The sequence below is a fragment of the Phaeobacter sp. JH20_29 genome (genome assembly GCF_048056175.1).
In the GTDB taxonomy this organism is placed as follows: Bacteria; Pseudomonadota; Alphaproteobacteria; order Rhodobacterales; family Rhodobacteraceae; genus Phaeobacter; species Phaeobacter bryozoorum.
Genome location: NZ_JAYMWO010000005.1, coordinates 44008 through 62816, shown reverse-complemented (window position 1 = coordinate 62816; position 18809 = coordinate 44008). Strand labels below are relative to the sequence as shown.

At 61.7% G+C, this 18809-nt stretch carries 17 protein-coding genes; 9 read left to right on the top strand and 8 right to left on the bottom strand.

Going from position 1 to position 18809, the window contains the following annotated elements; all coding sequences use genetic code 11:
• Positions 1 to 37: 37 nt before the first annotated feature.
• Complete coding sequence (locus VWZ85_RS03060; protein WP_416587060.1) at positions 38 to 1654, top strand: class I SAM-dependent methyltransferase; 1617 nt, start codon at positions 38 to 40, stop codon at positions 1652 to 1654.
• A gap of 98 nt (positions 1655 to 1752) precedes the next feature.
• On the opposite strand, the gene rpsO is transcribed toward VWZ85_RS03060, so the two are convergent.
• The 6 genes from rpsO to rbfA form a co-directional block, all read right to left on the bottom strand.
• Positions 1753 to 2022: a 30S ribosomal protein S15 gene (gene rpsO / locus VWZ85_RS03055; protein WP_340546899.1), complete on the bottom strand. Its 270-nt coding sequence runs from the start codon at positions 2020 to 2022 to the stop codon at positions 1753 to 1755.
• Between the two features lie 213 nt (positions 2023 to 2235).
• Positions 2236 to 3276: a calcium-binding protein gene (locus VWZ85_RS03050; RefSeq protein ID WP_416587058.1), complete on the bottom strand. Its 1041-nt coding sequence runs from the start codon at positions 3274 to 3276 to the stop codon at positions 2236 to 2238.
• Between the two features lie 109 nt (positions 3277 to 3385).
• Positions 3386 to 3904 (bottom strand): DUF1643 domain-containing protein, encoded by a 519-nt coding sequence (locus tag VWZ85_RS03045; protein ID WP_416587057.1) that lies wholly within the window; start codon positions 3902 to 3904, stop codon positions 3386 to 3388.
• Positions 3905 to 3947: 43 nt separating this feature from the next.
• A complete protein-coding gene (truB, locus tag VWZ85_RS03040) occupies positions 3948 to 4853 on the bottom strand; it encodes a tRNA pseudouridine(55) synthase TruB (RefSeq protein ID WP_416537645.1) in 906 nt (301 codons plus the stop codon).
• Positions 4854 to 4982: 129 nt separating this feature from the next.
• Positions 4983 to 5726, bottom strand: a complete 744-nt coding sequence (locus VWZ85_RS03035) for a phosphodiester glycosidase family protein (RefSeq protein ID WP_416587280.1) — start codon at positions 5724 to 5726, stop codon at positions 4983 to 4985.
• An 11-nt stretch (positions 5727 to 5737) separates the two neighbouring features.
• A complete protein-coding gene (rbfA, locus tag VWZ85_RS03030) occupies positions 5738 to 6133 on the bottom strand; it encodes a 30S ribosome-binding factor RbfA (protein WP_340546895.1) in 396 nt (131 codons plus the stop codon).
• Positions 6134 to 6246: 113 nt separating this feature from the next.
• On the opposite strand from rbfA, the gene dapB reads away from it, so the two are divergent.
• A complete protein-coding gene (gene dapB / locus VWZ85_RS03025; RefSeq protein WP_340546894.1) occupies positions 6247 to 7068 on the top strand; it encodes a 4-hydroxy-tetrahydrodipicolinate reductase in 822 nt (273 codons plus the stop codon).
• A 60-nt stretch (positions 7069 to 7128) separates the two neighbouring features.
• On the opposite strand, the gene VWZ85_RS03020 is transcribed toward dapB, so the two are convergent.
• Positions 7129 to 7335 (bottom strand): DUF1674 domain-containing protein, encoded by a 207-nt coding sequence (locus VWZ85_RS03020; RefSeq protein WP_340546893.1) that lies wholly within the window; start codon positions 7333 to 7335, stop codon positions 7129 to 7131.
• A gap of 91 nt (positions 7336 to 7426) precedes the next feature.
• Between VWZ85_RS03020 and VWZ85_RS03015 the strand changes: the two genes are divergently transcribed.
• The 7 genes from VWZ85_RS03015 to VWZ85_RS02985 all read left to right on the top strand — a co-directional run bounded on the left by VWZ85_RS03015 (position 7427) and on the right by VWZ85_RS02985 (position 16327).
• Entirely contained in the window at positions 7427 to 8689 is a 1263-nt protein-coding gene (locus tag VWZ85_RS03015; RefSeq protein ID WP_416537642.1) for an RsmB/NOP family class I SAM-dependent RNA methyltransferase, read from the top strand.
• A gap of 126 nt (positions 8690 to 8815) precedes the next feature.
• Complete coding sequence (locus tag VWZ85_RS03010) at positions 8816 to 10558, top strand: heparinase II/III family protein (protein ID WP_416587055.1); 1743 nt, start codon at positions 8816 to 8818, stop codon at positions 10556 to 10558.
• A 22-nt stretch (positions 10559 to 10580) separates the two neighbouring features.
• Positions 10581 to 12170 carry a bifunctional phosphoribosylaminoimidazolecarboxamide formyltransferase/IMP cyclohydrolase gene (purH, locus tag VWZ85_RS03005; protein ID WP_416587053.1) on the top strand — a complete coding sequence of 530 codons (1590 nt, stop codon included), beginning with the start codon at positions 10581 to 10583 and terminating at the stop codon, positions 12168 to 12170.
• 71 nt (positions 12171 to 12241) lie between these two features.
• Positions 12242 to 12724, top strand: a complete 483-nt coding sequence (gene lspA, locus VWZ85_RS03000; protein ID WP_416587052.1) for a signal peptidase II — start codon at positions 12242 to 12244, stop codon at positions 12722 to 12724.
• Positions 12725 to 12777: 53 nt separating this feature from the next.
• Entirely contained in the window at positions 12778 to 13293 is a 516-nt protein-coding gene (locus tag VWZ85_RS02995; RefSeq protein WP_416587050.1) for a DUF3035 domain-containing protein, read from the top strand.
• Between the two features lie 293 nt (positions 13294 to 13586).
• Positions 13587 to 15011, top strand: coding sequence for a M16 family metallopeptidase (locus VWZ85_RS02990; protein WP_416534492.1), 1425 nt, complete (start codon positions 13587 to 13589; stop codon positions 15009 to 15011).
• The gene (locus VWZ85_RS02985) at positions 15008 to 16327 is read left to right on the top strand and encodes a M16 family metallopeptidase (RefSeq protein WP_416587048.1); all 1320 of its coding nucleotides are present in this window, start codon (positions 15008 to 15010) and stop codon (positions 16325 to 16327) included. The genes VWZ85_RS02990 and VWZ85_RS02985 overlap by 4 nt, the downstream gene beginning before the upstream one ends.
• Positions 16328 to 16433: 106 nt before the next feature.
• On the opposite strand, the gene VWZ85_RS02980 is transcribed toward VWZ85_RS02985, so the two are convergent.
• Positions 16434 to 18770: an aldehyde dehydrogenase family protein gene (locus VWZ85_RS02980; RefSeq protein WP_416587047.1), complete on the bottom strand. Its 2337-nt coding sequence runs from the start codon at positions 18768 to 18770 to the stop codon at positions 16434 to 16436.
• Positions 18771 to 18809 lie beyond the last annotated feature (39 nt).

Genomic DNA, 18809 nt, shown 5'->3' with positions numbered 1-18809 from the left:
AGACGACGTCGACCCCAACACTTAGAACAGGTGCTGAATGAACGATTGGACTTCCGGCTATGTCGCCGAACTCGACTATACGCACGACTTTTTTCACGAGATGACGCCCTCCCGCCTTGCCTTCAGCGCCGTGTCTCGGGGACATCGGCATGGGCTGGACAGCGATGAACTGACCTATTGTGAGCTGGGCTGTGGTCAGGGCTTCACAGCCAATCTTCTGGCCGCAGCCAATCCGCATGTCGATGTCCACGCGATGGACTTCAATCCGGCCCATATCGCCGGTGCCAATCGCCTGGCCGCGGAAGCAGGACTGGCAAACGTCCACTTCTACGAAAGATCCTTTGAGGATTTTGAAGAAGAGTCGGAGCTGCCAAATACCTTTGACGTCATTGCGCTTCACGGTGTCTACAGCTGGATTTCGCAAGAGAACCAACAACGGATCACCGGATTCATCTCCCGTCGTCTGAAACCCGGTGGGTTGGTCTATATCAGTTACAACACGCAGCCGGGCTGGGCGCCATCTATGCCGCTGCGCAGGATTCTGACCGATCGCGCCGCGCAGGGCAGCGGTCCGTTGGAGCAACGTATAGAAGACGCATTGAATTTTGCCGAGCGGTTGAAACAGGTCGGAGCCGAATTTTTTGTCTCAAACCCCGGCCAGTTGAGACGGCTGAGTGAAATGAAAACCATGTCGCGAAACTATCTGGCGCATGAGTTTTTCAACAAGGACTGGACGCCATTCCACTTTGCCGATGTGGCGGAGGATCTGGCGCAGGCCAAACTTGAGTTTCTCGGTGCTGCGAACCCGTTGGATCATGTCGATGACATCTGCTTGAGCAGTCCGCAACTTGCGCTGCTGGCGGAGGAAAGCAATACAAACAGGCGCGAGGGGCTGCGTGATGTTCTGCTGAATGAACAGTTCCGGGCCGATATCTTTTCGCGTGGGCATGTGCCGCATACGGAACGCGGCAGCGTTGGCGCATGGTTTCAGACTGGCTTTGCCCTTGCACGTCACTATGGATCCGGCCCGTTGAAGATCAGCTGGCGCAATGGGGATGTTGCGCTTGAGGCCGGTCAGTATGAACCTGTCCTGAGAGCTTTGGCCGAGGGGCATAAAACAGTTCGGGCCCTGCTGGAGCAGGGCGTGTTTGCCGATATGACCTGGGGCGAGATCACGCGGCTGCTGACGATCCTGACGGGGGCGGGTCATATCGTTCCCTGTCTGCCTTCAGAAGGCTATGCGGATCGCGCGGCGCAGTGCCAAGCATTTAACCTTGCAGTGTGCAAAAATGCTGAAGACAGCGAAAGACTGGGCTTCCTGGCCTCTCCTGTCACCGGTGGGGGGGTCGCGGTGGATCGCATGGAACAGCTGTTCCTCCTGGGCCAAAGCGAAGGGCAAACGGCGCCCAATGACTGGGCCGAATTTGCGTGGCAGATCCTTGGGCCGCAGGGGCAGCGGTTGGAGCAGGACGGGCGCGTTCTGACCCAGCCTGAGGAAAACCTGGCGGTCTTGCGCGCCCGGGCTCATGCCTTTGCCGCGCGCCGACTGGGCATTCTTACCGGGCTTGGCGTGAGCTTGATTGCCGCCGATCCGTTACTGTCTGACGCCGTTGCGCCAAAGGCTGCGCTATCAGGACGCAGCACGGCGGCCTAGTGACCGGGCAATTGTATAATCGGCCTGTGTCTCAAACACGAAAAACGCCCGCTTCCGATAGGAGCGGGCGTTGAATTTCAACCGTCTGGTCGTCGCTATTAGCGACGGATGCCCAGGCGTTTGATGAGGTCCTGATAGCGGGCCACGTCTTTGCCTTTGGTGTAGTCCAGCAGCTTACGGCGCTGAGCAACCATCTTCAGAAGGCCACGACGACCGTGGTTGTCCTTCTTGTGGGTTTTGAAGTGCTCGGTCAGGGTGTTGATGCGCGAGGTCAGGATTGCAACCTGGACTTCCGGGGAACCGGTGTCGCCTTCTTTGGTTGCGAATTCTTTCATCAGGCGGGCTTTTTCTTCAGCAGTGATCGACATCGGGGTCTCCTTTGAAGGTTTGTGTGAATGGCGCAGGCCGGGATGTCGTCCAGCACAGGCCCATGGAGGCGTCTCATGCTCGGCCGCCTTCCGCAGAAAGCGGCATAACCATTGAACAGGTCGCGCCTATACGCAGATTCTCGGGAAATAGCAAAAGGTTTCGGTCGGGTGTGGGCCGGGGATGGGCGTCGGTGCTAAATGAACGGCACCTGATCAGCCGAGTGTCAGCCCGCTGCTGGCGCTGTTGGTGGCCAATACGCCAAACCGGAGCGCGGCATCCTGATCGACGACCAGAATGTCCGATGCCGACAATTGTTCTGGCCCGGTGACGCGCAGCGCCTCGATCCCGTCAATGGTCACGATATGCTCACCCGGTGCATCCGGGTTGTTGGTGACTTCCACGGTGGGCGCCTCCGGGCCGAATTGATCCCAGATCACAACCAGTTGATCCTCATCGACGTTGAAATCCGACATGTCGATGGCGGCAGTGGGATCAGCCTCGTTACCGTCGCCGACTGCGCTCGCGTGGAACTCACCTGCTGCAAAAATGAGGTGGTCGGCCCCATCCCCTGTCGAAACGATATCACCGGCGCCCGCCAAAATCGTGTCATCCCCGTCGCCACCGTTGAGATAATCCGTGGTCATGCCATCGTCGCTGCCGATCAGGCGATCATTGCCGGTGCCACCAAACAGCGTATCCTTGCCCAGGCCACCAGTCAGGTGATCGTCGCCATCGTTGCCATGTAGCGCGTCTCGCCCGTCCGCCCCGGTCAGCGTGTCATTGCCCTGGCCGCCATGGGCCACGTCATCGCCATCACCACCATCGAGCTGGTCATGACCGAAATGGCCAAACAGCGTGTCGTTGCCGCTGTCTCCGCTCAGACTGTCGTCCCCGCCCTCTCCGTGCAACAGATCGTCACCGTGATGCGCCTCAAGCGTGTCGTCACCCTCACCACCGTAAAGGCTGTCGTCGCCCTCACCGCCCTGGACGGTGTCATCTCCATCGCGGCCGTTCAGCTGATCGTTGCCGCCCAGCCCCTGCAGGTCGTCATCCTGATCGCTGCCGCCGAGCTGGTCGCTGTCCTCTGTGCCGGCCTTCACGAAATCATCAAGTGAAACCATATCGGTTGCTGTGTCATCGGTCACCCCGTCATTGTCTGCAGACCCTGTCTCAGAGGCGTCTGGATCATCGCCGCCCTCGTCAATCAACAAGATACCACCGACGGCGGCGACTCCCAAAATTGCAGCCAGCATCAACATTCCGGCGACCCCTCATGACAACACGCGGAACACCCGCATTATCAAAGTTGCACACGTATTGGTTGAATATCAAAGCAATTCAGAAGCGATGGTTAGCGAGGCCTTACCCGATCAAGGGCAGCCAGCGTTCCGGCTGCTGGGTATAGCGGATGTAAAGCGGGTGCTTTGGGTGGCCGGCCTTGCTCAATCCCAGGTGAAACAGCGGTTTACCGGTTTCGGCGAGAGCACCAGCAACCCTGACCCCTTGCTGGCGAAACGCGCCATGGGTGCCCCAGGCGCAGATAACCCGATCCGCCCAGCCTGCTCCGTCCAAGATCATCGCCAGATTGTCAGGACCGACCGGGTCCGCCGCCCGTTTCATGTCACGCGGATCGGTGGCCCGAAAGGCAAAGATATTGGTTGCGCGGAACCCGCCATACCCAAGGGCGCGCGCCCGCCGCTCGCAGCGTTCGATAGTGGGGTCATTCTGCACTTCGGTCGCGGTTGACGGGTTGAGCATGACAAACATCACACGCGGTCCAGCCGGGTCCCAGACACGGCTGAGACTATAGCGGTAGTGCTCACAGTCGGAATAGACCGCGCTGGAGGGGGCATCGCCCTTGGTGTGGCTACGGTGGATCATGCGGCTTGTGGTGGCGAGCGTCCGGGCCTGTGTCGACCGTGGTTCAGCGTACGAACACACGGCTGGGGTGCAGCTCGCCGGATTTGTAATGACCAACTGCGACCGCAAGCCCATCCAGCGAGGCCCAAGCCTCTTCCCCGTATTCCACGTCAGAGGCAAGCACCATTCCGGGATTGCCATTGCGCAGTTTCGCCGCGCCTTCGGGAGTACAGGTCAGCTGCGGCAGATCCGCGAGACCTTCCTCCAGCGGGCGCAGAAACCCATCCAGATCCGGGGATTTGGCCATTTCATCCAGAGTTTCCAGGCTGATGCCATCCTCGGCATCAAACGGCCCGGACCAGATACGGCGCAGACATTTCACATGGCCATGGCATCCAAGTGCCGCGCCCAGATCCCGCGCGATCGACCGGACATAGCCGCCCTTGCCACAGGTCATCTCAAGCACGACATGGTCCGCATCCGGCCGGTCCACCAGGATCAGCTCCTCCACCCAGAGCGGGCGAGCTGCGAGCTCGATATCCTCGCCGTCGCGGGCGAGTTTGTAGGCGCGCTGGCCGTCCACCTTCACGGCTGAGAACTTCGGCGGCACCTGCATGATATCACCTAGGAATTGCGGCAGGGCCGCAATGATATCTTCGTCGCTCGGGCGGGTGTCGCTGCTGGCGATTACCTCACCTTCGGCATCATCGGTATTGGTCGCCTGACCAAGCCGCACGGTAAAGGTATATGCCTTCAGTGCGTCGGTGATATAGGGCACGGTCTTGGTCGCTTCACCTAGGGCCACCGCCAGGACGCCGGTCGCCTCGGGATCGAGCGTGCCGGCATGGCCCGCCTTCTTGGCGTCAAAGGCCCAGCGGACCTTGTTCACAACCGCAGTGGACGTCAGCCCCGCAGGCTTGTCGACCACCAGCCAGCCGGAAATATCGCGCCCTTTGCGTTTGCGTCCCATGTCATACCCCAATGTCATCGTCGGTGAGAGAGGCGCGCGGGGTAGCCCAGCTGTCAGGGCCTGTCAATCGCGCGCAGCTCCGAAATCCACCCGCGTGGGGCCCGGTTTGCGTCGGCGCCCTGTACGGTCTCAGTTCGTGGCCGCGTCCGGCTGCGTCCTGTCGGCCACGACGCCAACCACCGGCCCCATCATGAAGCCGGCATCACTCCGGTTGATCTGGGGCGCGTGCAGCCGTGAAATATTGCCGTCGAAATACAGCGCGCTCGGCAGGCCCAGGTGGTCTCGGAACAGGCTGCCGAACTGGTGAAAGGTGACAGCGTTACGCGAAATCGCAAAAACCACCCGCTGCCCGTCGGCACTGGTCCCGACCCCATTGCGAATGAAATATGAGGTCGAGTCCGGTAGAAACCGCGGATGCAGCGCACCTTCAATCACCAGCATCGGGCCCGATTGCGTGGCATAGCGGCATTGCGGGCCGGTTTTGGCAAAGGTCAGCGTTTCGATCACATCCGTGCGGGTTTCGCCGATGCACAGCACGCCATTTGGCAGCAGACCAAAATTTCCGGGGCCGGGCGTGGTGACCAGCCGCATCTCTTCGGCATCGCCGTCCTGATACAATCCAACCGGCGAGCGATCGCGGTGGTACATGCCTGCATTGGTGGCAAAGGGCAGCGTCTGCCCCTTGGCCTCCAGCTCGCTTTCGATTGTAGAGAAATGCCCGTAGATCTCGCCTGCATCATTCTTCAGAAACAGGCGTAGTTCGTCTTTCGTCACATCGACGTCGCAGATCGTGTAGCGGTTGCCGTCATAGGCGATGTCGCGGCAGTCCACTGCCGCAGCAGGCGCTGCCCAAAAGGCCAGCGCCACACCCATCGCCCAGCGAATCACTCGCCCGTGTCGCGGCGCACCGCGTCCTGCGACAGCATCCTGCGGGTGTCATCCATCCGGTCAAAGGTGTCGTCCAGCTGAAACCGCAGTTCCGGCGTGAACTTCAGCGCCAGCTTCTTGCCGATGATCCGGCGCAGTTCACCCTTGTTGCGGGCCATCAGCTTGAGCGTTTCCTCCTGCCCCTTGCCGCCCAGTGGCAGCACATAGGCGGTCGCAATACGAAGATCGGGTGAGGTGCGGACCTCGCCGACGGTGATCGACAGCCGGTTCAGTTCGGGATCATGCAGGTCGCCGCGCGCAAAAATCTCGGACAGGGCGCGGCGAATCAATTCGCCGACGCGGAGCTGACGTTGTGAGGGCCCGGTGCCCTCGTGGAGTTTGTTCTTAGCCATATATCCGATTTATGCCGAAAGCAGGGCTTTGCCAAGCGCAGCACAAGCGGTTAGGACAAAACCTGCAAGAAACAGATCATCCGCGATCCAGCGCACAGACGAGGACCCCTGACATGGCAGATAGCAGCACGGACACACCCGGCATCGTGATCACCGGTGCCTCTGGTCGGATGGGCCAGATGCTGATCCGCACCATCATGGAGCACCCTGGCGCGCGTCTCGTTGGCGCGGTTGAGCGTGAGGGGCATGACTGGATCGGCCAGGACGTGGGCCTTGCCATGGGCGGGGCCGAGATCGGCGTCACGGTGACGGATGATGCGCTCGCAGCTTTTGCCAGGGCGCAGGCGGTGATTGATTTCACCAGCCCCGAGGCGACGATTGCCTTTGCCGAACTGGCGGCGCAGGCCCGAGCGGTCCATGTCATTGGCACCACCGGGATGAGCGATGCGCAGATTGCGCAGTTGGAACCGGCCTCGCGTCACTCGGTGCAGATGCGCGCCGGCAATATGAGCCTCGGTGTAAACCTGCTGGTACAGCTCACCAAGAAAGTCGCTGCCGCGCTCGACGAGGATTTCGATATCGAAGTGATCGAGGCCCACCATCACCATAAGGTCGACGCGCCATCGGGTACGGCCCTTATGCTGGGGGAGGCCGCCGCCGAGGGGCGCGGTGTGACGCTGGCGGATGTGACCGACAGCGGGCGCGACGGCATCACCGGCGCGCGCAAGCGCGGCGACATCGGCTTCAGCGCGATCCGGGGTGGCGATATCGTTGGCGAACACGACGTGTTGTTTGCCGGTCAGGGAGAGCGCATTGTTCTGCGCCATCTGGCAACCGATCGCGCGATCTTCGCCCGCGGCGCCATCAAAGCTGCGCTTTGGGGGCAGGACAAACAGCCGGGCCAATATGACATGCTCGACGTTCTGGGTCTCTGAGCTTCAGCGCCGTCAGGGCGGATAACCCTAGAAACAGGCCCGACCTCGGTCTGTCAGGCGTCAGAAATCGATGGCGATGCCCTTCTTTTCCCAGTCGCCGTAGCGCGCGGGATCGGGGCCGTCCCGACCGCCAAGTTCAACCGGGCGCTTGGCGGCTTCGGCCTCAGCAGCTTTGCGCCGCTCCGCAGCCTCGGCCAGCGCGCGCTGCGCGGCGGGGGGCAGCGGCTGGGCTGCTACTTGGGTCTTGGATTTATTAGCGTCACTCATGCCGGCTTCCCTTGTTGTCGTTCTATGATATACGCCCGCGTCCGGCGTCGACAACCCATCGCGCCGCTGCCCCTATTGTCAGGAGACCCGCATGTCCAATGCAAGCCAAGCCCGCCGCCGTGCCATTCACCTGCTGGATCAGGTGCTGGGAGAGGGCAGGCTGTTGTCGGAATGCTATGCAGCGGGTGCGCTGGATAAACTGCCGGCAGAGGAACGCGCGCGCAGCCAGCGCTTGGCAACAGATACGTTGCGCAATCTCGAGCGTGCCGACCGCATCCTGCAGAAACACTTGAAAAAATCGACACCGCTCACCGTGCACAACGCGCTGCGAATTGGCACGGTTGAGTTATGCCAGGGCGGCGCGGCGCATGGGGTGGTGAATGATATGGTGGGGATCATTTCTGGCCATCGTCGCCACGGAAAACTGAAGGGGCTGGTCAACGCGGTATTGCGCAAGGTGGCAGAGCAGGGGCCGGCTGAATGGGCCAAGCTGCGGGTGCCTCGCCTGCCGAAATGGCTGCGCAGCCCGCTGTCGCAGGCCTGGGGTGCTCCCGCGATGCTTGCGATCGAGGCTGCGCATCTGGCGGGCGCGCCGCTGGATCTGACTGCCAAACCGGGCGCCGACCTGTCTGCGCTGGACGCCACGAGGCTGCCGACAGGATCCTATCGCATCCACGGGTCCGTGCAGGTTTCTGGTCTGCCAGGGTTCGAGGGGGGCGACTGGTGGGTTCAGGATGCCGCCGCAGCGTTGCCCGCGCAGCTGCTGGCCGCCCAGCCCGGCGAATCGGTGCTTGATCTCTGCGCGGCGCCGGGTGGCAAGACCATGCAGATAGCCGCGGCTGGCGCCACGGTGACCGCCGTCGACCAATCCGCAGGCCGCATGGCACGGCTTTCGGAAAATCTCGCCCGGACCGGGCTGACCGCTACGGTGGTTGTCGGCGATGCCTTGGAGCAGACCGGTGCATATGATGCGGTATTGCTGGATGCACCTTGTTCGGCCACCGGTACGATCCGCCGCCATCCCGATCTGCCCCATGCCAAGGACGGCAGCGGCTTTGGCGCGCTGATTGAGTTGCAGGCACAGATGCTTGCCCATGCCTGGAGCCTCGTGAAACCCGGTGGACGGTTGATCTATTGCACCTGTTCGCTCCTGCCGGATGAGGGCGAATGCCAAGTAGAGGATGCCTTGGAAATGTTTCCCGACATGTCGGTTGGCACTCGACTGCAACAGCTGGACGGGATCGTCGCTGACTGGATCACCGAAGAAGGCGGCTTGCGCCTGCGCCCGGATTACTGGCCCGAGTTGGGCGGCATGGATGGGTTTTACATGGCGGAGCTGCGCAAGGCCGACTGAGACCGGCAACCCCTTGCCGATACTGCCCTGAGGTATCTGCCGCATTATCGGTGACTTGCCCGGTAACCGCCGCTATGCTCGGCGCAAAACGCCCCGGAAAATTTCTCTGGCGTGAGGCAAGAGAGCATGTCCCGATACGATAGAATGGCGCGGCGCGGCACCCGCCTTTTGAACCGCTATTATGCAAGGCGCGCCCGTCGGCAGCCCGGTGCCACGGCCTTTGTGTCGCAGCCTGAGCCGCGCACCATTGGCAGTTTTGCCCGTGGGCGTCAGCTGGTGGCGGGCAATCTTCTGTTTGCAGGCTATCTCGTCGAATCGCCCACGACCGGTCTTTGGGATGTTGTGGCACCTGACCTCGCCTTTGATGCGGAACGCCACGGGTTTGCCTGGCTGGATGATCTGGCCGCTGTCGGTGATTTTCGCGCCCGCGAAAAAGCGCAGCTGTGGGTCTGGGGCTGGATCGAGGCTCACGGCAATGGCACCGGACCGGGCTGGTCGCCGGATCTGACCGGCCGCCGCGTGATCCGCTGGATCAATCATGCACTGTTTCTGCTGGCTGCGCGTGATGCAAAGCAATCCGAGGCATTCTTTGGCGCCCTGTCCCGCCAGACGTGGTTCCTGTCGCGGCGCTGGCAGGGGGCCTCACCCGGATTGCCACGTTTTGAAGCGTTGACCGGGCTGATCTATGCCGGTCTGGCACTCAAGGGGCACGAAGATCAGGTCGATCTGGCCCTGAAAGCCCTCGCCGAGGAATGCGCCAGCCAGATCGACGATCAGGGCGGGCTGCCGACCCGTAACCCGGAGGAACTGCTGGAAGTCTTCACCCTGCTCACCTGGGCTGCCGCGGCGCTGCAGGATGTCGGACGCGGGGTTCCACCAGCACAGGTCGCAGCAATTGAACGGATTGCACCGACCCTGCGTACTTTGCGCCACGCCGATGGCGGACTGGCGCGCTTTCACGGCGGCGGGCGCGGGCTTGAGGGACGGCTCGATCATGCGCTGGCAGCGAGCCATGTCACCAAGCGCCATTCCGACGGGCTTGCAATGGGCTATGCCCGGCTCTCCGGGCGGCGCACCTCTGTCATCATTGACGCCTCTGTGCCGCCCAAGGGGCGCGCCTCATGGAACGGTCATGCCTCCACGCTGGCATTCGAACTGACCTCAGGCCGTCGCCCGCTGATCGTGAACTGCGGCTCTGGCGAAACCTTTGGCGTAGAATGGCGCCGTGCCGGGCGTGCCACGCCGTCGCATTCGACGCTGTGCATCGAGGGCCACTCAAGCGCCCGTCTCTCCACTCCGGAACGGGGGAGTGGACATGAGCTGATGACAGAAGCCCCGGATAACGTGCCGCTTGATGTATCGGATTTGGAAGATGGCTATCGGTTCCAGGGTGGGCACAACGGATATGAGCGTCATTTCGGCCTGACCCACGCGCGCACGTTGGAGCTCGCCATGGATGGCCGTGGCCTTGCGGGCGAGGACATGTTGCTGGCGCTGGACACGACGAACAAAAGACGCTTTGACAAGGCGATGGATGCCCATTCCCTGAGCGGCATCGGCTTTGAGATCCGCCTGCATCTGCACCCCGACGTGGACGCAGCCCTTGACTTGGGGGGCGCAGCAGTATCCATGGCGCTCAAGAGCGGGGAGATCTGGGTGTTCCGTCATGATGGGACCTGCGAATTGAAGCTGGAGCCCAGCGTGTACCTGGAAAAAACCCGCTTGAAGCCGCGTGCGGCAAAACAGATCGTTCTCTCCGGGCGGGCAATGAATTATGCCACGCGCATCCGGTGGACGCTCAGTAAGGCGCAGGAGACTGCCGTTGCCGTGCGAGACCTGAACCGGGACGACCCCGCGTTAACCGACTGAGCCTGAAAAGGACCGCCCTGCCATGACCGACCTTCACCCCGTACGCCGTGCGCTGCTTTCCGTATCCGACAAGACCGGGTTGATCGACCTGGGTAAGGCCCTGGCGGCACGTGGCGTTGAGCTGCTCTCAACCGGCGGGACGGCCAAGGCGCTGCGCGAGGCAGGCCTGACCGTGAAAGACGTGTCCGAGATCACCGGTTTTCCTGAGATGATGGATGGTCGGGTGAAGACGCTGCACCCGATGGTGCATGGCGGTCTGCTGGCGCTGCGGGACAACGACACGCATGTGGCTGCGATGGAGGAACATGGCATCGGTGCCATCGACCTTCTGGTGGTGAACCTCTATCCATTTGAGGAAACCGTGGCCAAGGGCGGCGACTACGACAGCTGCATCGAGAACATCGACATCGGCGGTCCGGCAATGATCCGCGCCGCCTCCAAGAACCACCTGTTCGTGAATGTTGTGGTGGATGTCGAAGATTACGAGCCACTGCTGGCAGAGCTGGACAAAAACGACGGCCGGACCTCCTATGGCTTCCGTCAGTGGCTTGCACAGAACGCCTATGCTCGCACAGCCGCATATGATGCGGCGGTGTCGAACTGGATGGCAGGCGCGCTGAAGCTTGAGGCGCCGCGCCGCCGCGCCGTTGCAGGGCAACTGGCCCAGACCCTGCGCTATGGTGAGAACCCTCATCAGCAGGCGGCGTTTTACCTGGATGGCTCCGCCCGCGCAGGTGTCGCCACCGCACAGCAGGTGCAGGGCAAGGAACTGTCCTACAACAACATCAATGACACCGATGCCGCCTTTGAGCTGGTCAGCGAGTTTGCCCCCGCTGATGGCCCCGCCGTGGCTATCATCAAACACGCCAACCCCTGTGGAGTGGCCCGTGGCGCAACACTGAAAGAGGCCTATCAGAAAGCCTTCGACTGTGACCGGACCTCGGCCTTTGGCGGTATTGTCGCGCTGAACCAGCCGCTGGACGGCGAAACCGCTCAAGAGATCGTCCAGATCTTCACCGAAGTCGTCATCGCCCCCGGTGCCTCGGAAGAGGCAAAGGCGATTTTCGCCGCCAAGAAAAACCTGCGTCTGCTGCTGACCGATGGTCTGCCCAACCCGCAGGATACAGGTCTGACCACCCGTCAGGTCTCCGGCGGTATGCTGGTGCAGGACAAGGACGTCGGCCACCGCGCCATGGACGACCTGAAGGTGGTCACTGAAAAGGCCCCGACTGAAGAACAGATGCAGGATCTGCTCTTTGCCTGGAAGGTGGCGAAACATGTGAAATCCAACGCCATCGTCTATGTAAAATCCGGCCAGACTGTTGGTGTTGGTGCAGGTCAGATGAGCCGTCTGGACAGTGCCACCATCGCAGGCGTCAAGGCGCAGCGCATGGCTGACGCGCTGGAATTGCCCGAAAGCCTCGCCAAAGGATCAGCGGTGGCGTCTGATGCGTTCTTCCCCTTTGCCGACGGCCTGTTGGAAGCGGCAGCGAATGGCGCGACCTGCGTTATCCAGCCCGGTGGTTCCATGCGAGATGACGAGGTGATCAAGGCCGCCAATGACGCCGGTCTGGCGATGGTCTTCACCGGCATGCGCCATTTCCGCCACTAGACACGGTTGACGCCGACCGGACCAGTTTGGTCCGGTCGGCCATCCGAAACCCCGTCAAGAGGAGCCGCGCTATGCGAGCCAAAGTGATGATCTGGGCAGCGGTATTGGCGTTGCTTGCGGATCAGATCAGTAAATATCTGGTGGTTCGGGTCATGGATGTGGCCAATCGCGGCGGCATTGACGTGCTGCCGCCGCTGCTGCGGTTCCGCTATGGTGAAAATACGGGCATCAACTTCGGCCTGTTCGGCGGCGGCACTGACACCACACGCTGGATCCTGATTGGGCTGTCTCTGGTGACCTGCCTGGTGCTGGTGATCTGGATCTCGCGCCTGCCTGCCAATGCCCGCGTCATGCAACTGTCCGCCGGGCTGGTCATCGGCGGCGCGCTGGGCAATGTCGTCGACCGGCTGCTCTATGGCTATGTGCTCGATTTCCTCAATATGTCCTGCTGCGGCATCGACAATCCCTTTGTCTTCAATGTGGCGGACATCTTTATCTTTGCGGGAGCGGCCGGCTTGATCCTATTTGACGGGCGGCAGAAAAACCCTGCGTGACCTCGCTGGGTAAATACGATAAAAGCGGCTCAAACAGGCAGGAGTAACGGGTCATGCGGATCCCTTTTGGTGTGATTGTTCTGATGGGCGCGCTGGCCGTATCTGCCTGCGGGCAAAAAGGGCTGCGTGATCTGCGCCCCTCCGGAACCGGCCCGGATGAATTTATGGTCCTGCCTGCCAAACCGCTGGAAGAACCGGCCAGCTACAAGACGCTGCCGCAGCCGACGCCGGGCGCGGCCAACCTTACCGACCGCAACCCGAAGGGCGAAGCCGTCGCCGTGCTCGGCGGAAATACCGCAGCGCTGGTTCCCGGTGATGGTGTCCCCGCCAGCGATGGCGCCTTGGTCACTGCCGCCAGCCGCTATGGCGTCGATCCCGACGTGCGTGCGGATCTCGCCGCGCGCGATGCAAAGAAGCGCAAGCGTGAAAACCGCACGGCACGGTTCAAGCTGTTCCCTGTTGACCGCTACCAGGACGCCTACAAACGCGAGGCGATTGCGCCGGATGTGGTCAGCGAACGATTCCGCCGTGCCGGATTCGAGACCCCGTCGGCCCCGCCGGCAGAGTAACGCCGAGTCTGCAGTTTTCGGGATTATGTGGCGATCACAAAAACGCCATTTCCCTTGCACATGCCCCCCTAGAGCGTAGTTTGATGCCAGCGATGTTGGTCCGTTTTATGGATCAATGCCAATGATATGTCGTCGGATCGGACCTGCTGCTTTGCACGCCCCCACACGGACAGGGTGGCGTATAGCATTGCCCATCGCGGGCAGGTGGCCCTGTCTGACCGGCTGCATTTGTCTATTTTGACGCTACCGGTCTACCCATTGCCGCTGGCGTACCGCAAAAAAGGAGATCACCAATGATCCCCCCTATGAAACCCGTGATCCGCCGGATCATCAGGGCCAGCGCGCTTGTTGCAGCCCTCGTGGCCATGGATTTGGCGACTCTGAGGTCCGGCAACTTTGTTCAGACAGCGCAGGCACAGGGCGCCGATGCGCCGAACGATGCAAGCGACATGGTCACAAGCTTTGTGCTGGACAATGGCATGCAGGTGGTCGTGATCGAGGATCATCGCGCGCCCGTTGTTCAGCATATGGTCTGGTACCGCGCCGGTTCCGCCGACGAACCTGTGGGCCAATCCGGCGTGGCGCATTTCCTCGAACACCTGCTGTTCAAGGCCACCGATACGATGGAGGCCGGAGAGCTGTCAGCCACGGTTGCGGCCAATGGCGGGCGGGACAATGCTTTCACCAGCTATGACTATACCGCCTATTTCCAGCGTGTCGCAGCGGATCGCCTGGGGCTGATGATGCAGATGGAAAGCGACCGCATGGTCAATATCCGCCTGACCGAACAGGATATCGAAACCGAACGCGAAGTCATTCTGGAGGAACGCAATCAGCGCACCGACAGCGAGCCGCGCGCGTTGTTTCGTGAGCAGTTGAATGCGGCGCAGTATCTCAACCATCGCTACGGGCAGCCGATCATTGGCTGGCGCCATGAGATGGAAGAGCTGGACATGGCAGATGCGCTGTCCTTTTACGGGACATACTACGCCCCCAATAATGCGATTCTGGTGGTCTCCGGTGATGTCGATCCCGCAGAGGTGCGTCGCCTTGCCGAGGAGAGCTATGGCAAGATCCCGGCCAACCCGGAGCTGCCCGAACGGCTCCGCAGCAAGGAGCCTCCGCAGACCGCTGCCCGCCGCATTATCTTCAAGGATCCGCGTGTGGCGCAGCCCTTTGTCCAGCGCTCCTATCTGGCGCCTGAACGTGACAGTGGTGCGCAGGAACGCGCAGCGGCGCTATATCTTCTGGCCGAACTATTGGGCGGCGGCAGCACGTCGTATCTGACCAATGCGCTACAGTTCGACCAGCAGGTGGCAGTCTATACCGGGGTTTTCTATTCCGATGTCTCGCTGGACGACACCACCTTCGACTTTCTGATCGTGCCGGGCGCGGACATCAGCCTTGAGGATGCCGAGGCCGCGCTTGATGCGACCTTTGCCCGGTTCCTCGAAGAGGGCGTCGATGAGGCACAGCTGGAGCGGATCAAACTGCAACTGCGTGCCGCCGAAGTTTATGCCCGCGACAATGTCGACGGGATCGCAAACCGCTATGGTCGGGCGCTGGCCTCGGGACTGACGGTTGAGGATGTGCAGGCCTGGCCCCGCATCCTGCAATCCATCACGGCGGATGAAATCATCGCAGTTGCCCGCGAAGTGCTGCGACCGGAGGTCTCGGTGACCGGCTGGATGATGCGAGATGAAGAGGTAAGCCAATGAAGGCGATAAAGCTCATCACGGCGGCAATGGCCGTCTGTTTCCTCGCCCTGCCTGTCTGGGCAGAGGTGAAAATCAAGGAAGTCACCTCTCCCGGTGGCATCACCGCGTGGCTGGTCGAGGATCACAGCATCCCCTTTACCGCGCTGGAACTGCGGTTTCGCGGTGGCACATCGCTCGACAAACCGGGAAAGCGTGGCGCGACCTATCTGATGGCCGGCCTGTTGGAAGAGGGCGCCGGACCCTTGCCTGCCCAGGACTACGCCCGCGCGCTGGAAAGCCTGGCGGCGGGGTTCTCCTATGATGCAGACAAGGATACCGTGTCCATTTCGGCGCAATTCCTGAGCGAGAACCGCAATCAGGCGATTGATCTGCTGCGTCAGACCATCCACGAGCCGCGCTTTGATCAGGATGCACTGGACCGGGTGCGTGCGCAGGTCCTCGCCGCACTGCGTTCCGATGCGAAAGATCCCAATGACATTGCCGGGCGGGTGTTCTCGCAGATGGCTTTTGGCGATCATCCCTACGGCACCGAAGGAAACGGGACCATCGAGAGCGTGACCGCCCTCACCCGACAGGACATGTTTGATGCGCATGAAGCGGTCTTTGCCCGCGACCGGCTCTACGTCGGGGCGGTGGGGGATATCACCGAGGCGGAATTGGGAGCGCTTCTCGATACTTTGCTGGCGGATCTGCCAGCGGAAGGCGCGCCAATTCCGGGACCGGCAGATGTCACCATCGAAGGGGGTGTGACCGTTGTTGACTACGACACGCCCCAATCGGTGGCGCTGTTTGGTCATATCGGCATCAAGCGCGACGACCCGCGGTATTTTGCGGCCTATCTGCTGAACCAGATCCTCGGTGGGGGATCTTTTGACAGCCGCCTGATGTCGGAGGTGCGCGAGAAACGCGGCCTCACCTACGGTGTTTACAGCTACCTGGTTCCGCGTGATCTTGGTGCTGTCTACATGGGCTCCGTCGCCTCGGCCAATGGCAAGATCGCCGAGACGGTTGAGGTGATCCAGACCGAATGGGCGAAGCTGGCAGCCGAGGGTGTAACGGAGAAGGAACTGGCGGATGCAAAGACCTATCTGACCGGGGCCTACCCACTGCGCTTTGATGGCAATAGCCGGATCGCGTCCATTCTGGCGGGCATGCAGATGGATGACCTGCCCATTGATTACGTCGCGACCCGCAATGACAAGGTGAATGCAGTGACATTGGACGAGATCAACAAGGTGGCAGCGGAGATCCTGCTGCCGGATCAGCTGCATTTCATCGTGGTGGGTCGACCTGAAGGTCTGCAATCCACCAACTGAGCTGGGCTGGCGGGATATCAAACGGAAAAAAGGGCGCTACCATTTCTGGTAGCGCCCTTTTTGCAGGATATGACGGGTGCAGCCCCTTTGGGCTGCACCCATCGGCTTATTCGCCGTAGGGGATCCAGATGTTCTTTACCTCGGTTGCGGCTTCGAGGAAGCGGCGGCTGTGGTCCGACGCCCAGTCCAGCGCCATGCCATTGTTGACCCATGTACGCTTGAGATTACCGGCGGAGGCAGCCTCGATCGCGGCGGAGAGGTCAGAGGAGGAGAAGCTCCAGACCGCATCTACATTGAGATGGGCGGCCAGCGGTTCGGCCAGTTCGGCGTGACGGCCGGTCAAGATATTGACGACGCCACCGGGCAGATCGGATGTGTCCAGCACCTGATAGAAGTCGGTCGCCGCCAGCGGGTAGGCCTCGGATGCGGCCAGGACCACGCGGTTGCCCATGGCAATGGCGGGTGCCAGCACCGAGATCAGGCCCAGCAAGGGGGCCTCATCCGCGCAGAGTGCGCCGATCACCCCAACAGGTTCCTTCATCGCCAGGGCCACACCGCGGATTGGCACACCATGGGCCTGCCCGTCGTATTTGTCGGCCCAGGCAGCGGCGGTGAACAGGCGCTGGATCGAGGTTTCGACCTCCTGCGCGCCTTGGGACTTGCCGGTCATCCGGTCGATCCGATCGGCAAATTCGCCAGCCCGCGCAGATAGGTTTTCGCCGATGTAGTAAAGGATCTGCGCGCGCAGATGGCCCGTCGTCTTGGCCCAGCCATTGGCCCCGGCTGCGGCTTCCACGGCGTTGCGAACGTCCTTGCGGTTGCCGAGGCCAACGTGGCCCAGCAGCGCGCCGGATTTGCCATGGATGGCTTTGGAATAGCCGCCATCCGGGCGCGCCTGCTTGCCACCGATATAGAGTTTTGCGGTGCGGTCCACGGCATCAACCGGTGCACCTTCACCGTCAAAACCCTTGATCTGGTCAAGAGCTTTGACCTTGCCCTTTGGCTTGGTGTAGGCGCCAAGCCCTTCCCAGCCGCCTTCACGGCCAAAGCCGCTTTCACGGGTGCCGCCAAATCCTGCGGCCGCATCAAAGAGATTGGTTGCATTGACCCAGACCACGCCGGCAACCAGTTTGGGGGCGATGTCCAGCGCGAGATTGACGTTTTCAGTCCAGAGCGTCGCCGCCAGACCGTAGCGGGTGTTATTCGCCAGTTCTACAGCCTCGGATGGGGTGCGGAAGGTGGTCGATACCAGAACCGGACCAAAGATCTCCTCCTGCATCAGCGTGTCAGAGGGCGCCAGACCTTCGATGAGGGTGGGCGGGTAGAAACACCCGCGCTCCGGCACATCGATCTGCGCCTGATACATGCGGCCGGCCGAATTGGCGGCAACCATCTCGCTGATGGTGGTCAGCTGCACCGGGTCGACAATGGCGCCGATGTCGATGCTCTTGTCCAGCGGATTGCCGATGCGCAGCTTGTCCATCCGTGCGCGTAGTTTCCTGTGGAAACGGTCGGCGACGCCTTCCTGAACCAGAAGTCGCGAGCCGGCGCAGCAGACCTGTCCCTGATTGAACCAGATTGCATCAACGAGACCTTCAATGGCGGAGTCGAGATCGGCGTCGTCAAAGACGATGTAGGGAGATTTGCCGCCCAGCTCCAGCGTCAGCGCCTTGCCGCTGCCTGCGGTGGCTTCGCGAATGCGGCGGCCGACGGCGGTGGACCCGGTAAAGGCGATCTTGTCGACTTCGGCCCCGACGATCATCTCCCCCACGGCGCCATCGCCTGTCACGATGTTCACAACACCCTTGGGCAGGCCCGCCTGATGGCAGATATCAGCAAACAGCAGGGCGGTAAGCGAGGTGTATTCCGCAGGTTTCAGCACCACAGTATTGCCCATGGCCAGGGCCGGCGCGACCTTCCACGCCAGCATCAGCAGCGGAAAGTTCCAAGGGATGATCTGCCCACAGACACCCAGCGCCTCACGGTCGGGAAGTTCGCTTTCCATCAGCTGGGCCATGCCTGCGTGATAGTAGAAATGGCGCTGCGCCAGCGGCACATCAATGTCGCGGCTTTCGCGGATTGGCTTGCCGTTATCCAGCGTTTCCAGAACCGCAAACAGGCGCGCGTGTTTCTGCATCAGCCGCGCGATGGCATAGAGATAGCGTGCGCGGCCGGCGCCGCCGAGGGCCGCCCATTTGCCCTGCGCCTTGCGCGCCGCGGCAACAGCGCTGTCGACATCCGACTGGCTGGCCTGGGTCAATGTGGCCAGAACCTCGCCGGTTGCCGGGTTCTTGCTGTCGAACCCGTCGCCGGGTGCGGTGAAGTCGCCGTCGATGAAATGGCCGAACCGGGCGCCCTGATCCACCAGCCAGGCCAGCGCCTCAGCTGCACTTTCGGGGGCGGGGCCATAGGTCATGGTGTCGAAAATCTCTTTGATAGTCATGTGTCGAGCCTTGTGTCTGTCGCTGCTTGCCCGGATCCG

Coding starts and splice junctions, on each gene's coding strand:
- VWZ85_RS03060 (WP_416587060.1), top strand. CDS start 38: ATGAACGATTGGACTTCCGGCTATGTCGCCGAACTCGACTATACGCAC.
- rpsO (WP_340546899.1), bottom strand. CDS start 2,022: ATGTCGATCACTGCTGAAGAAAAAGCCCGCCTGATGAAAGAATTCGCA.
- VWZ85_RS03050 (WP_416587058.1), bottom strand. CDS start 3,276: ATGCTGGCTGCAATTTTGGGAGTCGCCGCCGTCGGTGGTATCTTGTTG.
- VWZ85_RS03045 (WP_416587057.1), bottom strand. CDS start 3,904: ATGATCCACCGTAGCCACACCAAGGGCGATGCCCCCTCCAGCGCGGTC.
- truB (WP_416537645.1), bottom strand. CDS start 4,853: ATGGGACGCAAACGCAAAGGGCGCGATATTTCCGGCTGGCTGGTGGTC.
- VWZ85_RS03035 (WP_416587280.1), bottom strand. CDS start 5,726: ATGGGTGTGGCGCTGGCCTTTTGGGCAGCGCCTGCTGCGGCAGTGGAC.
- rbfA (WP_340546895.1), bottom strand. CDS start 6,133: ATGGCTAAGAACAAACTCCACGAGGGCACCGGGCCCTCACAACGTCAG.
- dapB (WP_340546894.1), top strand. CDS start 6,247: ATGGCAGATAGCAGCACGGACACACCCGGCATCGTGATCACCGGTGCC.
- VWZ85_RS03020 (WP_340546893.1), bottom strand. CDS start 7,335: ATGAGTGACGCTAATAAATCCAAGACCCAAGTAGCAGCCCAGCCGCTG.
- VWZ85_RS03015 (WP_416537642.1), top strand. CDS start 7,427: ATGTCCAATGCAAGCCAAGCCCGCCGCCGTGCCATTCACCTGCTGGAT.
- VWZ85_RS03010 (WP_416587055.1), top strand. CDS start 8,816: ATGTCCCGATACGATAGAATGGCGCGGCGCGGCACCCGCCTTTTGAAC.
- purH (WP_416587053.1), top strand. CDS start 10,581: ATGACCGACCTTCACCCCGTACGCCGTGCGCTGCTTTCCGTATCCGAC.
- lspA (WP_416587052.1), top strand. CDS start 12,242: ATGCGAGCCAAAGTGATGATCTGGGCAGCGGTATTGGCGTTGCTTGCG.
- VWZ85_RS02995 (WP_416587050.1), top strand. CDS start 12,778: ATGCGGATCCCTTTTGGTGTGATTGTTCTGATGGGCGCGCTGGCCGTA.
- VWZ85_RS02990 (WP_416534492.1), top strand. CDS start 13,587: ATGATCCCCCCTATGAAACCCGTGATCCGCCGGATCATCAGGGCCAGC.
- VWZ85_RS02985 (WP_416587048.1), top strand. CDS start 15,008: ATGAAGGCGATAAAGCTCATCACGGCGGCAATGGCCGTCTGTTTCCTC.
- VWZ85_RS02980 (WP_416587047.1), bottom strand. CDS start 18,770: ATGACTATCAAAGAGATTTTCGACACCATGACCTATGGCCCCGCCCCC.